Source organism: Aliiglaciecola sp. 2_MG-2023 (assembly GCF_030548145.1).
Taxonomy (GTDB): Bacteria; Pseudomonadota; Gammaproteobacteria; order Enterobacterales; family Alteromonadaceae; genus Aliiglaciecola; species Aliiglaciecola lipolytica_A.
In genome coordinates, this window is the sequence record NZ_JAUORY010000009.1 from 126,949 (window position 1) to 141,580 (window position 14,632).

At 40.3% G+C, this 14,632-nt stretch carries 12 protein-coding genes; 4 read left to right on the forward strand and 8 right to left on the reverse strand.

The annotated features are described in order from the left end of the window. Positions 1 to 8 precede the first annotated feature (8 nt). Together Q4567_RS11495 and Q4567_RS11500 are read left to right on the forward strand one after the other, a co-directional pair. The gene (locus Q4567_RS11495; RefSeq protein WP_303500482.1) at positions 9 to 1,052 is read left to right on the forward strand and encodes a response regulator; all 1,044 of its coding nucleotides are present in this window, start codon (positions 9 to 11) and stop codon (positions 1,050 to 1,052) included. A 6-nt stretch (positions 1,053 to 1,058) separates the two neighbouring features. After that, positions 1,059 to 2,012: a sensor domain-containing diguanylate cyclase gene (locus tag Q4567_RS11500; protein ID WP_216049026.1), complete on the forward strand. Its 954-nt coding sequence runs from the start codon at positions 1,059 to 1,061 to the stop codon at positions 2,010 to 2,012. 67 nt (positions 2,013 to 2,079) lie between these two features. On the opposite strand, the gene Q4567_RS11505 is transcribed toward Q4567_RS11500, so the two are convergent. From Q4567_RS11505 to rapA, 5 genes are all read right to left on the reverse strand, one after another. Continuing rightward, the gene (locus Q4567_RS11505; protein WP_303500484.1) at positions 2,080 to 3,435 is read right to left on the reverse strand and encodes an MFS transporter; all 1,356 of its coding nucleotides are present in this window, start codon (positions 3,433 to 3,435) and stop codon (positions 2,080 to 2,082) included. A gap of 99 nt (positions 3,436 to 3,534) precedes the next feature. Continuing rightward, positions 3,535 to 3,858, reverse strand: a complete 324-nt coding sequence (locus Q4567_RS11510; RefSeq protein ID WP_216049024.1) for a hypothetical protein — start codon at positions 3,856 to 3,858, stop codon at positions 3,535 to 3,537. Between the two features lie 172 nt (positions 3,859 to 4,030). Next, on the reverse strand, positions 4,031 to 4,921 hold the full coding sequence (locus Q4567_RS11515) for a DUF3530 family protein (protein ID WP_303500486.1): 891 nt from the start codon (positions 4,919 to 4,921) through the stop codon (positions 4,031 to 4,033). A gap of 23 nt (positions 4,922 to 4,944) precedes the next feature. Further along, on the reverse strand, positions 4,945 to 5,643 hold the full coding sequence (locus tag Q4567_RS11520) for an RluA family pseudouridine synthase (RefSeq protein ID WP_216049023.1): 699 nt from the start codon (positions 5,641 to 5,643) through the stop codon (positions 4,945 to 4,947). Positions 5,644 to 5,678: 35 nt separating this feature from the next. Beyond that, positions 5,679 to 8,519 (reverse strand): RNA polymerase-associated protein RapA, encoded by a 2,841-nt coding sequence (rapA, locus tag Q4567_RS11525; RefSeq protein WP_303500487.1) that lies wholly within the window; start codon positions 8,517 to 8,519, stop codon positions 5,679 to 5,681. A 396-nt stretch (positions 8,520 to 8,915) separates the two neighbouring features. Between rapA and Q4567_RS11530 the strand changes: the two genes are divergently transcribed. After that, complete coding sequence (locus Q4567_RS11530) at positions 8,916 to 10,280, forward strand: PhoH family protein (protein WP_252729259.1); 1,365 nt, start codon at positions 8,916 to 8,918, stop codon at positions 10,278 to 10,280. After that, a complete protein-coding gene (locus Q4567_RS11535) occupies positions 10,280 to 11,665 on the forward strand; it encodes a PhoH family protein (RefSeq protein ID WP_216049021.1) in 1,386 nt (461 codons plus the stop codon). Before Q4567_RS11530 ends, Q4567_RS11535 begins: the two co-directional genes overlap by 1 nt. Positions 11,666 to 11,935: 270 nt before the next feature. Here Q4567_RS11535 and Q4567_RS11540 read toward each other — a convergent pair whose 3' ends face one another. The 3 genes from Q4567_RS11540 to Q4567_RS11550 form a co-directional block, all read right to left on the reverse strand. Further along, positions 11,936 to 12,163, reverse strand: coding sequence for a helix-turn-helix transcriptional regulator (locus Q4567_RS11540; protein WP_252729258.1), 228 nt, complete (start codon positions 12,161 to 12,163; stop codon positions 11,936 to 11,938). A gap of 520 nt (positions 12,164 to 12,683) precedes the next feature. After that, on the reverse strand, positions 12,684 to 13,631 hold the full coding sequence (locus Q4567_RS11545) for an S-4TM family putative pore-forming effector (protein WP_216049019.1): 948 nt from the start codon (positions 13,629 to 13,631) through the stop codon (positions 12,684 to 12,686). Further along, positions 13,631 to 14,623, reverse strand: coding sequence for a nucleotidyltransferase (locus tag Q4567_RS11550; RefSeq protein WP_216049018.1), 993 nt, complete (start codon positions 14,621 to 14,623; stop codon positions 13,631 to 13,633). The genes Q4567_RS11545 and Q4567_RS11550 overlap by 1 nt, the downstream gene beginning before the upstream one ends. Positions 14,624 to 14,632 lie beyond the last annotated feature (9 nt).

The following is a 14,632-nucleotide window of genomic DNA, read 5'->3' on the forward strand; positions in this document are numbered from 1 at the left end:
TTTTTTGCGTGTCTACTAAAATACTCATTTGTGACGACTCTGGTTTCGCTCGCAAGCAAATGGCGCGCGCTTTACCGCGCGGTTGGGATGTCAGTATCAGTTTTGCCGAAAACGGCGAGCAAGCGATTAAGATGATCAAAGCGGGTAAAGCTGATTTGGTCTTCTTAGATCTAAATATGCCGGTTATGGACGGTTATCAGACCATGCAGGTGATTAAAGAGCAGGACTTACCCTCTTTAGTGATTGTGGTGTCAGGTGATGTTCAACAACAAGCGCGCTCTCGAATGCAACAAATGGGAGCGTTGGATTTCATTAGAAAGCCGGTAGATAGTCAAAAGCTGGCAGCGATTTTAACCCAATACGGTATTTATTCAGGAAGTGATTTACGCCCAGATACTACCAGCCACCACGGCACCACCCCAAGTGCTCCAACACGCCTATTGAAAACACAGCAATTTTCTGTAGCGGAAAAACTGGACGTTTATCGTGAAATGGCCAATGTTGCTATGGGACAAGCCGGTGAAAAGTTAGCACAGTTGCTGAATATATTTATCGATTTACCCATACCCAATGTCAATTTGATTGAAACCACAGAATTGCACATGGCAATGGCTGAAATTAACAATAATGACAGTGTGTCGGCCATTTCTCAGGGGTTCATTAGTGCCGGCATCAATGGCGAAGCTATACTGATTTTTAATGATGGTAATTTTGCAAATATGGTGGATTTGCTAAATTACAAGAAAGCTAAGCTTGATGAATCCATGGAATTAGAAGCATTGATGGATGTCGCCAATATTGTGGTAAGTGCATGTTTGAGGGCTTTATCAGACCAGTTGAATGTGACTTTTACCCATAATCATCCCATAGTGTTAGGACAACATTGTGGTTTGGATGAGCTGTTACAAAATAATGTGTCTAGATGGAATAGGGTGCTTGCTATAGAAATTGCATATGCCATTAAAGCTAAATCTATTCACTTTGATTTACTCTTACTGTTTCCAGATAAATCAATCGACCTAATGTTTGAAAAACTGGTAGAAGGTAACTAATAACTAATGAGTGATGACTTCTCTGACATAAATGCACTACATTGGCAGTTTGATTTGCTTGGCTCAATTGAAGTGGGAATCACCGTACTTGACCGTGACTTTAATGTGCTGGTGTGGAATCAGTTCATGGAAAATAACAGCGGTATTTTACCTAGTCAAATCAAGTACAAAAACCTTTTTGAATTTTTTCCTGAAATAGATAAAGAATGGTTCTTAGTCAAAACAGAGCCGGTACTGAGGCTCAAGAGTTCAGCATTTATTATTTGGGAACAACGACCATTCTTGTTTAAATTTGAAACCAGTCGCCCAATTACCTCTGCTTCAGACTTCATGTATCAAAATGTCACCATATTTCCACTGACCTCGTTAGAAGGAAGGGTAGAGCAGATTTGTATCGTTGTTTACGATGTTACTGATGAAGCATTAAACAAAAAAGGCATCGAATCTCTTAATCAGCAATTAGAACAGATTAGCCGTGTTGACGGATTGACAGGCGTATTTAATCGGCGCTATTGGGAAGAACAGTTTTCACTGGAGCACAAGCGGATTGTACGTAATGGCTCCCCGGCATCAGTACTGATGTTAGACATCGATCACTTTAAAAAAGTCAACGATACCTATGGTCACCCGGCAGGTGATTATATTATAAAAACCTTGGCTAAGGTTGTGCAACAATCCATCCGAGAAACTGATCTTGCTGGGCGTTATGGAGGAGAGGAGTTTGCGGTGCTACTACCAGAAACCAATGCCGAAAATTCTATGATTGTTGCCGAGCGGATCCGCACTAGTTGCGAAAACTTATTGCCGGTTTACGAGGGCAATGAAATTCCCTTTAGTGTGAGTATTGGCATCGCTGAATTCCGAGTTACTTATCAAGATCATATGGCTTGGTTAGAAAAAGCCGACCAAGCTTTATACACATCTAAAAAAGAGGGACGGAATCGGGTTAGTAAATATTAACCAACTGACAGCGTTCCTAGTTTGATAAGATTTAAGATGTTGGTTCTGCCAATGTGGCGAATTGACATCAGCGCAGGTCACGTTTTTCCAACGCATATATATGATCCTTTATCATCCATAATATGACCAAGCTTGGCAGAACCATTACTGCTGTTAGTATGAAAAAGAAAGCCCAATTTCCATCCATCCAATCAACTAAGAAGCCACTGGCAGATGCCATTAGGGTTCGACTTAAGGTGCCCAAAGACGCCATAAGCGCATATTGAGAAGCAGAAAACGCTTGGTTACAAAGAAGGGAAATAAATGCAACCAGTGCCACTGAACTCCAAGCTGCAGTAAAGCCGTCTACAAAAATAGTGGCTGCAAATAAGGCTTTATCGGGCCCGACAACTGACATAAGTGCAAACATCAGGTTACTTGCTGCCATGGCTATTCCACCGGTCATTAACCCTCTATAGATACCATATCGAACATTGACCATTCCGCCTAAAACAGCAAAAACAATTGTTACCCACCAATTAAATATTTTGGAATAACTGCCAATGTCGCTATTGGTAAAGCCCAGTTCTTTATAAAAAACAATACTCATGCGACCTAAAAAAGCTTCGCCGATTTTGAATAAAAAGATAAAGGCTAAAATAGACAGCGCTAGTTTTACGGTATTGCGGCTGAAAAAATCTCGAAAAGGTTCAATTAAAGTCACCATTAACCAATTTGTCACCCGTTGAGAGCGATTTAACTGCAGATCGCCGACCATGGCTTTGGCATATCGTGCACTCGCAGCGACTTGCTGTTCTAAGCGGCTAGTGACAGGCTCATCACTAAAGAAAACCAACAGCATTAATCCAGCCATGATTGCCGCTAAAACAAAATAGATATCCGACCATTGCCAACCTGCCATATCGGCAATGAAAAAGGGAATTGAGCCTAAGCCCCCATAGCCTGTCCACCAACCCGCGGTCGCCATAGAGGATGCGGCGGCGAGCTTGTCTTTTTCATAGGGTTTAATAATATCGATTCGATAAGCATCAATGGCAATGTCTTGGGTTGCAGAAAATATCGCAATTGAAAATCCCACTAAACCAATCACTAACAGGTTTTCCTCTGCCGGAACCACAGCCATACCGACGCAGGCAATGATAATCATTAATTGTGTTGTCACAATCCAGCCTCGGCGTTGACCAAGTACCGGTGGTTGGACTCTATCCAGTAACGGAGACCATAGGAAGTTGATTGAATAAGCAATTGTTATTGAACCAATTAAACCTATAGACGAGCGGCTAAGACCGCTTTCTTGCAGCCAAGCCGATAGCGCAGAACCGATCATCACCCAAGGGAAACCGCTGGCGATACCGAATAAAAAGACAAAAAGAAGACGCTTATCTTTATAACAAAGAAGTGTATTTTTTAATGTTTCAGACACAAATTTTCAATAGCTTAGGAAAAGAGCTATTGGATCACGTATAACTTAACAGTTCAATATCTAATTCAATTTTGCAGCACAAAGGGCGGTTGTTGAGGGTTACGGTCGGATACCGATGCAATCTAAGGGGTATTGCCCTTCACCTTCTAAATAGTTTAAGCAGGTTTCAAGTTCTGAACGAAGATATTGATCATGTAACAATTTTTGTTCTGGCCAATAATTTAGCTGATGTAGCAAGTGCCAGAAAACACGCTCTTTTTGCGAGTAGGGTTCATCCACTCTTTTTTTAACATGCGCCCACTCTTCAAGAGTGTCCCAAAAATATAGGTCTAACTCTATGTAGGGGATTTTGTAAGACCAATATCCCCGAACAAAAAAAGCTAGTTGACCAGCTTTATTATTTATAAAGTTTTCAATATTCACGGCTATTTTGAGTGACTCCGTTTTTTAGAATACTATGAAGTATAGACCGCAAACTTAACGAATGTTCCCTAGGATTGGAATAAAATTTTCATCCAATTGATATATTGAGAAATTAACTACGCAAAAAAAACGGCTAAGGGTAAATTTGTGGGCAAGGTGGAGCTTGGCTTTTTTACCAACCCATATGGGTCAACCAACCATAAATTTCTTTGCCTAAGCGGGCAAACTGTTGGTTGTCCATAGTTTGACCTATTAACTCTCTTTGCCTATACATCATTTTCAACGATTTTATCGATTGTATTTTCCGTTGACTCACTGTCGCTTTTGCCCAAGAGGTATCCCACGCTGAATAAACATCAAGGTAAGGCATTTGCGTTTCAGCTACCCATTTAGGGAGTTGTTGATTGTAACTACGGTCTGGCCATTGCGGACTAATTGACACCATGCCATCAGGTTGATCTAATTTATTTTCAGCATATATTTTGGTTAGCCATGCGGCACTTGTTCCTTGCGCAATGACTAGGAAAAAACCATTATATTGACGTGTTTTACCTGTAACTGCCTGCATCTGTTGAATAATCTGCTGTTCATGTAGTTCAAATGCGGGCTGTTCAATTTGACTTGTTGCCGCTTTTGTTAAGGTCTCTTGAACGGCGACAGAAGTGGGCGTATCTGGAGTTTGGCTGCTAGTGTCAGCGGCTTGATTATTAGTTGTGGTCTCATCAAGGGCGGGCCAAAAACCACTGATTGGCGCAGGCATTATCATCGTCACCCAGCCAACATTATTGAGCGACGTAGACAGTTGAGATAATCCATGTTCACTAAATGGGTTTCTGCCTGACTCACTGATCAAAACAGCGACGCCACGGGTTATCGCCGTATTTGATTCCGATATAACAAGTGGAATTTGTTTTTCACCTACCAAAAGTACATCATATTGATCGTCAAATTGACTGTGTTGAATGTCATTCAGAGCCGCTTCAGGTGATTGCATGCCATGCGCAGCAAAGCCGATCATTGATATGATCAGGCCGAGTATTTTGCCTAACGATGACTTACCCACAATTGCTCACAATTCATTTAACGCTAATTATTATCTATATCGGTAGCAACGCTTTGAGACTTGAATGAAAACGGCACTGGGCATTCAAATGCCATGGGCTCATCCGTTAATGGATGGTTTAATTTGAGTGATTTCGCGTGTAGTTGCAAACGATTCGCTGCTTGCAGGGCTTGCTCATGGGCGTAAAGTCGATCACCTAATATTGGATGACCGATACTTAGCATATGTACTCTTAGTTGATGAGAGCGTCCAGTTATCGGTGTTAGTTCAACTAGCGATTCGTCTTTATCACAGGCTAATCGTTTCCAATGGGTCAATGCTTTTTTGCCACGTTCGTGATCAACCATTTGTTTTGGTCGATTAGGCCAGTCACAAATCAGTGGTAAATCAATGCTACCTTGTTCTTCACTTAATTTACCAAATACCCTGGCAATATAAGATTTAGCCGTTTGCCGTAACTCAAATGCTTTGGAGATTTTACGGTGGCTATCCATATCCAATGCTAAGACGATAAGTCCCGACGTTGCCATGTCCAAGCGATGCACAATAGTCGCTGTTGGAAAAGACCGCTGGACTCTGAGCTGCAAACTATCTTTATGTTCAAGTGCTTTTCCAGGCACCGTTAATAATCCACTGGGCTTATTTAGCACCAGCATGCTCTCATCTTGATAAACGATATCGAAATAGGGATATCGGCTTGGGGCATAATTCAAAATTGCCATTTACGCTGTTTTTCCAGTGTGTTTATTGTTCTTCATTAATGATTATTAACCACTAACCTTACCGCTTCTAAATGCACTTCCGCGCTCCCTAAAGCATTATTTAAAGCGTCCAATTGATTGCGAATAAAATCTAATTCTTCTTCTCGAATAGATTTATTCACTTTGCTTAAACTTTGCAAACGCTGGAGTTCTTCGTGCAAGTTACTTTGCATACTGTCTATGCATTGCTGTTTAATCTTGTCGGCATCTACCCTTGCAATGTCGGTAGCTTGTTGGATTGCTCTTTCAATTTGTGATTGCAGAGCATTCACCAACTGAGCTGACATCTTCGGATTCACACTATCAAGCATATGAAATACTTTATCGGTTTGCTGACCTTTCGGATCTACCGTTATCTTAATCGGAGTGGCGGGCATATAACGATTAACTTGCAAGTGCTTTTCTGCTTTGGTTGAGAGCACAAACAAACATTCTAACCAGTAGTATCCTGGTGGAAGTGATTTATCCCTATTCATACCAATCACGCTTTTACCCTGTACATCGGTAGTAATAGTATCCATTGCATGCTGCACCATTGGATGGTCCCAACTGAAAAAATGAACGTGTTCTAGCTTCGTCGCTGTTTGTCGTTCATAAGTGATAGTCATACCCTCTTCTTCTAATCCTGGAAGTTGTGTATGCATCGACTCCGTTTGTTTTAATAAATAACAGTCGTCATCTTTTTCTTCTTGCAATACTCCAATGGTATCAAACAACTGGGTCATGAAACGTTCAAGTTTGGGCGAGTTATCGGAGTCTTCAATACCTTGGATAAGCTGTTGAATTTTCCCTTTACCGGATGAATTAATCTCTAATAATTTGTCTCTGCCTTGCTCTAATTTACTTTTCAATTGGGCATAAATGGTTTGTGTGTCTTCGATGAGTTTGCGCTTAGCTAACTCATCATGGGGATTTTGCAAAGAAGTGAGTAGCATCTCTTCTACTTCTTCGTAAACGCTGGTGCCTGCAGGACAGGTTAATTCAAAGGCGTTGAGTCCATCATGATACCACTCGAGCATGACCTGCTGGGCCGAGTTAACAAAAAACGGCACATGCAATTTAACATCGTGTTTTTGTCCAATGCGATCCAGTCTGCCTATGCGTTGTTCTAACAAATCAGGAACTTGAGGCAAATCAAATAACACCAAATGATGAGCGAATTGGAAATTTCGACCTTCACTGCCAATCTCACTACAAATAAGTACCTGAGCGCCTTCTTCCGATTGAGCAAAGTAATTGGCTGTGCGATCTCGCTCTACAATACTTAATCCTTCATGGAAAACTCCGGCTCTGATCCCTGATTTTCGGCGAATTGCTTCGGCTAACATTAAGGCGGTTGACGCTTTAGCACAAATTGTTAGCACTTTTTCACCGCGCAGTTGCTGTAGATGGTCGATAAACCAATCTATTCTGGGATCAAAATCAGTCCAACTGTCGACTAATTCTGGAATGCGTTCTGGCGAGAGCAAGCGGCTTGAATCAAGCTCTACTTCAAGATGTTGTTCATACTCTTCAGGCATCTGCAGCGGGTAAGAAAGCAACTCTCGGGCTGGAAAACCTGTTACTCCAGAACGACTGTTTCGGAAAAGCACTCGCCCTGTACCGTGTCTATCTAATAGTTGATGAATTAACTTATCTCTGCTTGCTGCATCGGCAAGTTCAAGATTCGATACGAGATCTTCACCTGCAAATTCTTGGATTGCCTGAATTGCGCTTTCATCCAAGGCAATTTCTTGATTGTCTTTGGCCAGTAAGGGTTCAATGGCTTTAGCAAGTTTGCTGTATTGTTGTTCTTCATGCACAAATTCTTGGTAACTATGGAATCGCGCGGGATCTAATATGCGTAATCGGGCAAAATGACTTTCATGACCTAACTGGTCTGGGGTGGCGGTTAATAATAGAACGCCTTTAGTCACTTGTGCCAGTTGTTCAATCACTTCATATTCTTGAGATGGTTGTCCTTCGGACCAAGTTAAATGATGGGCTTCATCCACTACCATTAGGTCCCAAGGTGCTTCACATGCTTGTTGGAAATAACGACTGTTGTGGGTAAGGAAGTCGAGACTACAAAGAATTAACTGTTCCGCTTCAAACGGGTTACCCGCCTCTTCGGCCATGGCCTGGCAGCGCTCTTCGTCAAAGATGGAAAAAGCCAAGTTAACCCGTCTTAACATCTCCACTAACCATTGGTGAACCAAGCTATTTGGCACCACAATCAATATTCTTTGGGCTCGTCCAGTTAATAATTGTTGATGAATAATCAGCGCCGCTTCAATGGTTTTCCCTAAACCTACTTCGTCTGCTAATAACACTCGTGGGGCATGTCGGCGACCAACTTCGGAGGCAATGTGTAATTGATGGGGAATAATGTCGACTCGAGCCCCCAAAAAACCTAACAAATCAGAGGTGTCATGCTGATATTGGTGAGTAATGCATTTTTCTCGCATTTCGAACCATTTGGGCTCATCCACCTGACCGGCTAAAAGTCGTTTTTGCGGTTGATTCAATTGAAAATGGTGGTCTACAAAAGTTTCTTTTAGATCCACATCTTCGCCAGTGTCCAAACGCTTGCCATGGTAGGTAAGCATATTGTCTCGTTGGCTGATATTTTCTACTATGAATTGCCAATTAGCATGACTAGTTACTTTATCACCAACCTCAAAGGTTACTCTGGTTAAAGGCGCAGAAGCTGGGGCATATGTGCGCGTTTCGCCTATCGCAGGGAAGAGTATTTCAACGGTTCGATTGTTTACGGCAATGATAGTGCCTAGGCCAAGTTCTGACTCAGTATTGCTAAGCCAACGTTGCCCTAAAGCAAAGTTGTTTGTTTGTGTCATAGTAGAAAATCTCTTGGGCTGTAAAGGCTAAATCTTAGCTTGCCTTTGAGCCAATTAAGGGCTTTCGCCAAATCATAAAGAGCGCGATTATAACGTTTATAACGGACTTTTGCAGTGTGTTATCTGTCAGCCTTTAGCAAATTGGTTAACAACTCAGTAAGGGGGAGTAAAAACCCCAGGGTAGGAACGCCTAAGGTGCTCATTAGCCTGTTGAAATTGTCGGTTGAATATCCGCAGTATCTTGTCAACACATTGATGTATAAGATTTTTTTTATAGATTAAAAAGTCTTTTGTAAAAGTTAATGAAAGTGGTGAAAAAGTGGTTTATGGTAAGGATGAATTTAGTCAAAACCATGCGCCTATTTTTTCTATGCGGGCAGTTAATCGGAGTAGCGGATGCCAGAAAAAGCTGAAATGAATACCAAACTTTATGTGCTCGACACCAATATCCTCTTACATGAACCTCTCGCTTTTCTCTCTTTCAAAGAACATGACGTTGTCGTACCTATGACGGTTCTAGAAGAACTGGATTACATTAAAGATAGTAAAAAAGATGTTGCGCGGGATGCTAGAGTCTCTATTCGCGCAATGGAAGATCTGCTGCACGAGGCAACACCTGAACAAATGATTGAAGGGGTTGCTATGTCAGGGCTGGGATCAGGAGAGTCAGCGCCTACAGGTCTATTATCTATCTTTGCTGATCATGGTTTACCTTTTGAGCAGCAGGTTTTTACCAGTAACGATAACGACAATCGAATAATCAATGCAGCCTTGCATCTGCAAAAGATTAAACTGCCTAGACAAGTAGTCTTGGTGACTAAAGATATCAACATGCGTTTAAAAGCCAAGGGCGCTGGATTAGCCCATGTTGAAGACTATCGAACTGACCAATTAATTAGTGATATCAAGTATTTATCGAAAGGTTATCACACCTTCAATGGCGATTTTTGGCAATGCGTGAAAACTGTTGATAGCCGAACCGAAGGTCGAGATACTATTCATACTATCGATAAAAAAGCGTTGCCTGAAGCCTATATCAACGAGTTTTTGATTGATGATGAAGAGCAATTCGCTGGCTTAGTGGAAAACATAACCGACGATACACTCGAGGTACTCGACTTAGGCTACGATCGTCTTATGGGACGCAATGCGTGGGGAATAACACCTAAAAATATTGGTCAGGCTATGGCCTTTCATGCCTTGCTCGATCCACATATCGATTTGGTTATACTCACCGGACCTGCGGGCAGTGGTAAAACATTGTTAGCACTGGCGGCGGCGTTGGAAATGGTCATTGAGAAAAACATGTATGATAAAATCATTGTGACTCGAAGCACCCCAGAAATTGCTGAATCCATCGGCTTTTTGCCCGGAACGGAAGAAGAAAAGATGGCGCCTTGGTTAGCGGCTATTACCGACTCTTTGGAAGTTTTGCACAAAAACGATGAGAACGTAAAAGGCTCGATGAGTTACATCATGGAAAAAGCCAATATACAATTCAAATCGGTAAACTTTATGCGTGGTCGTAGTATCCAAAATGCGATTGTGATTTTGCAACCCCGAAATGAAAATAATTTAAAATTTTTACTGTCTTGTTTTTTAAGGCTTATAGACAATGTAAAAAGAATTTATCTAAATTCTAATTTATTTGTGCTTTCAAGTTCACCGCAAAACCTTAAACCTTTACTTTTAAGACGTGCTCTACATCGAAAGTATACTACAAAGTCTAGCAACGACTCAATTTTAGGGGAAGCAGCATAATGAAAAATTCAAATGAAAACAGAAATCCCCGCATACTAGATACCTCTGCTTTAGTTCATGATCCTAAAAGCCTTCTTGCTTATAAAGATGATATTTATATCTGTTTAACTGTTCTAGAAGAGTTAGACAATTTAAAAGAGCGCACTGATAAAAATGTAAGCCAAGATGCTCGTGCAGTAATCAGAATGCTTGAGGACATCATTAATGGCCATACATCTGAAGAGATGGAGAAAGGAATTGAGCTACCGTCAACAGAGTCAGCAAAGCGCGGCAGATTATTTATTGGGATAGACACTCAAATAGATTTTGCCAAAGAATTAAAACATGCAATTGGGAGTGATGCAGACAATCGTATTATTAATTACGCTCTGCATATGCAGAAGGAGCTTAAGCAAAATGTCACGATTGTTAGTCGTGATATTAATATGCGACTCAAAGCTAGGACGATTGGCGTTGACGCGGAAGATGTTTTAGTTGATAACCAGATTTCTGATGTTGATTTGTTGTACACAGGTGTCCAATCATTTGATGGTGATTTATTTGACCGTCTAAAATCTGATAACGATTTTAAACTTTCTGGAGAAGTTTATAAATTTCCAGCAAGTTTCTTTTATGAAGAGGTACAGGCAAATATGTATTGGTACGATGATGCTGGACATATTGGACTTGTAACTGAAGTAGCTGAAGGCAGTGTTTACACTAAATTATTGCCGAGACAGCAAGAGAAAATTTGGGGTATTTCACCTAAAAACCCTCGGCAATCTGTAGCTATTAGCCAGTTAACAGACCCATTTTACGATTTAAATATCATCCTTGGTCCAGCAGGATCGGGAAAAACATTTTTGGCGGTGGCTTCGGCGCTCCACCAAGTTTTGGAGTTGAAACAGTATAAAAAGATAGTCGTTGTGCGCTCTAGAGACTTTATGGACGATGATCCCGGCTTTTTGCCGGGGGATTTAACTGAAAAGTCATTACCACTTTTAGCTGGTGTTACAGATGCATTAATTTCAATGCATGCAGATGATAGTGATGATGAAAAAAGTACTCGTGCGACTGTTGAACACATCATTGAGCGAGCTAATATAGAGTTCACTAGCATGGCCTATTTTCGAGGTCGTTCTATAGATGATGCTGTATTAATCATTGATGAAGCTCAGAACATGACTAGGGCGCAGATGAAAGGGATGCTAAGCCGTGGTGGTAAAAATTGCCGAACGATTGTTCTAGGAAACCTTGCACAAATTGATGATCGATTTGTTACTCCAGCTTCATCTGGAGCCAGTGCTGCTGTAAATATTTTTCGAAATTATGAAAAAGGAAGTGTATTAATTTTTGATGAAGTTGAGCGTAGCTCGTTGGCAGATTTCACTGAGAAGAACTTTTAAAGTTATTTTCTATTATTTAACTTATACAGAAAAAAGGCCATTACCTTAATTGGTTTGGCCTTATGAGTGTCTCAGTAATTAATAATTAACAACTTACACGTCTTTATCACCATATAAACTGTACACATCATAATTGTAATATATGCCAATTCATCATAGGTTCAATACGCTATTGAACGAATTATGAAACCTTTCTACTCAATGATTCATATGGGATCTGAGGTACTGATTATGTATATTTCAATTTAGATATTAAGAAAACAGTAAAAGTCACTCCAGCAATTTCAACCCTTTACGATAATCAACATTAAGTGCTTTACAGTACTGCATATACTCATCAACACTCAGTTTACGCTGTCCTTTTTCTATTTTGCTCACAATCTGGAATGGCTCATCAATTAATAACCCAACATCGCGAACTGTTGCTCCTTGCTCTAAACGCTGACTTTTGAGCCATTTGAGTAATGCCTGATACTTTGGTGTGTTTTTAGATTTCATCATGTTGTCCCTATTATAGGGATGTGATAGGGTGTCCCGAAATTAGGGACTGTGTGAAAATTACGACATAATGATTAATAGACAAAGTATTTTATTATTTAAACGTCAAGTGAATGAAGGTTCTCTTTTTATTGACGAATTTAGTGATGCTTTTATGCTTTAAAAGCATACAAATGAGTTGGATAGTGAATTTTATGTGATTCCGCCGGAACTGACAGGTTATTTCAGTCCTGAAACAATCGAAGACAAAGAGTACTATTCATTTTGTAATGGACAATTAACATTGAATGGCTCGAAGGTAATTCGATGTGAACCAGTTCCCGCGAAACTTAAAAAAGTTAGTAGTTGTAAGTACTTTAATGTTGAAAAGTATGGAGATGATCTATTAAGCACGATGATTTTCATCAATTTTCATTGCGGTAGAAATAGATTTGGTAGTGTTCCTTATTTACATTATTTAATTCAAATAGTTATGCATCTAGTCGAAAAAGCTAATATTAAAAAAGAAATGTATAGGGCGTCAACTACTTTGACCGGTTCGTTCGATATCGGTAATCATCTGTTCAATGCTGTATTCTGCATCACCTTCAAAGTCATCTTTACGTCTCCAATAGAAGCGATCAGAAATAGGACGGTTCGTTTTCCTATGCTGATAAATCTCATTTTGAACTTCACGAAGTCTTTCAATTGTGAGTGCTTGATTAGCTGCATCCGCCCACGCCGATTCCAACAGTTCTTTCAATCTCGTCAAGGTAGAAATTGACTTCCTGTTATCTGAAATTAGTTTCACTGAATAACTAAGGATAGGTAGCAATGGACAAATTACGGTTAATAGCAGCGTTCTAAGCGAGAAATCTTGGTTAAGAGCAATGATCATAATAAAAACACACCAGCAAAGTAGAGAAATAAAAACACGCTGATTAACGGTCTCTCGTAAGGACTTATCCCAGTACAGATTCATTCGTTGACACAACAGCGCCCCTTTGTTGTGACTTATATTGGCGACCTTCGGGTTATACCAGTTGCTCAGATGTTCCCTTTTGTTGCTCTTAACTTTGTAAAAAGCCTTTTGAAGGTTGTAAATCACTTCGCCATCTGGCTTGGGTCCAGCTAAGGTTTTATTCCAAGACAATCCAAGAACGTTTGTATCAAAAAGTTCTTGGATTTTCGCCGCAAGTTCTTTCCCAGTCTCAATGAAGTTGTTAAATAAAAATAAGTCCGCGAGCGCAATCACAATACAGTAAAAAGAAACGTAAATAGTTACATCTAATTGGGGGATACCTAGAAAACCTACAATTAACTGATTTTTCAACGCTAAAGCGAGTAATGCCAATACAATTGGCACCCATACAGACATCAACATCTGTATAAAACTTAACTGCTTAACATCAGAATACTTCTGCCTGAAAGCCGCAATCATATTGATGGAGCTTTCATGGTTTTGCCTGGAATTTATCTCGTTGTTCATTAACTATACTCCGGGAATTCAGCACCAAAAATTTGCCGCAATTTGTTGATACTGCCCTTTTGATCTCCATTTGATTCTAAATGCCTAGCTTCCAATGCTAGATTTGCATCAGTTATCGCTTTATTAGAGATTTTTGAGCGCTCTTCCCTTGTTAGTTTGTCATTCAAGTTAGTTTGAATTCCCTTAGGATCGGAGACGTTTGAATAAATATGATTTGCAATGTATTCAAACACTCCAGCAAGTTCCAAATCTTGAAATTGCGAACAAGCTCCATTGCTCTCAAAATGATTGAGTACCATACACTCCAGAAGATATGACCCCATAGATGGCATAGTTGGGCGACGTTGCCAATACTTTACAAGTCTCAATACATTCAGCATATTGCCTGAACATGTAGTGTTAATTGTGCTAACTCTGTCGCGGTCTTTCCGTGGATCGGTTTTTTTCCAGTGGCCACTCCCGTCAGGAATAATGTAATAGGTTTGTCCATACGCATCTTCCGTAGTGAAAAAACAGGGAACAATGTCAAAAGCCCAATCATATGATTTCAAATTAAGGACGGCAGCCTCTTGGTTTCGTTTGATAGTTGCTGATTTGTATTGGTCTATTTCAGACAATTTTCTGACGAACTCATTCACAACTCGAATTGAGTTCAATGTATTCGAAGAAGCATGCTTATAATATTTATAGGCATCACAATCATCTGGGACATTGATTGTTATTTTCCCTGAAGCATCTTCAAAATACGAGCACCCTTCCCCCATCAATGCAATCATAATATCTATGTCGTCTAACGGCCTAATTTTGGTCCGCCTTGCAAAAGAACCAAAATGAATATGTTTAGCTTTGTATAAAGGAAAAAAATCAGTAAAGGTGTTTATCTTCCCCACCAACCAATTTCGACTATTACGTGCATTTTTAGTTCTTTCGGCATCAAGATTGACCGTTTCTTTTTGAAATGCATTGAATGCTGTGGTGACTGTTGTTGACAATTTTAGTCC

Bases quoted from the DNA above. Each gene is read 5' to 3' on its own strand.
- Q4567_RS11500 (WP_216049026.1), top strand. From the start codon at position 1,059: ATGAGTGATGACTTCTCTGACATAAATGCACTACATTGGCAGTTTGAT.
- Q4567_RS11520 (WP_216049023.1), bottom strand. From the start codon at position 5,643: ATGGCAATTTTGAATTATGCCCCAAGCCGATATCCCTATTTCGATATC.
- rapA (WP_303500487.1), bottom strand. From the start codon at position 8,519: ATGACACAAACAAACAACTTTGCTTTAGGGCAACGTTGGCTTAGCAAT.
- Q4567_RS11530 (WP_252729259.1), top strand. From the start codon at position 8,916: ATGCCAGAAAAAGCTGAAATGAATACCAAACTTTATGTGCTCGACACC.
- Q4567_RS11535 (WP_216049021.1), top strand. From the start codon at position 10,280: ATGAAAAATTCAAATGAAAACAGAAATCCCCGCATACTAGATACCTCT.
- Q4567_RS11540 (WP_252729258.1), bottom strand. From the start codon at position 12,163: ATGAAATCTAAAAACACACCAAAGTATCAGGCATTACTCAAATGGCTC.
- Q4567_RS11545 (WP_216049019.1), bottom strand. From the start codon at position 13,631: ATGAACAACGAGATAAATTCCAGGCAAAACCATGAAAGCTCCATCAAT.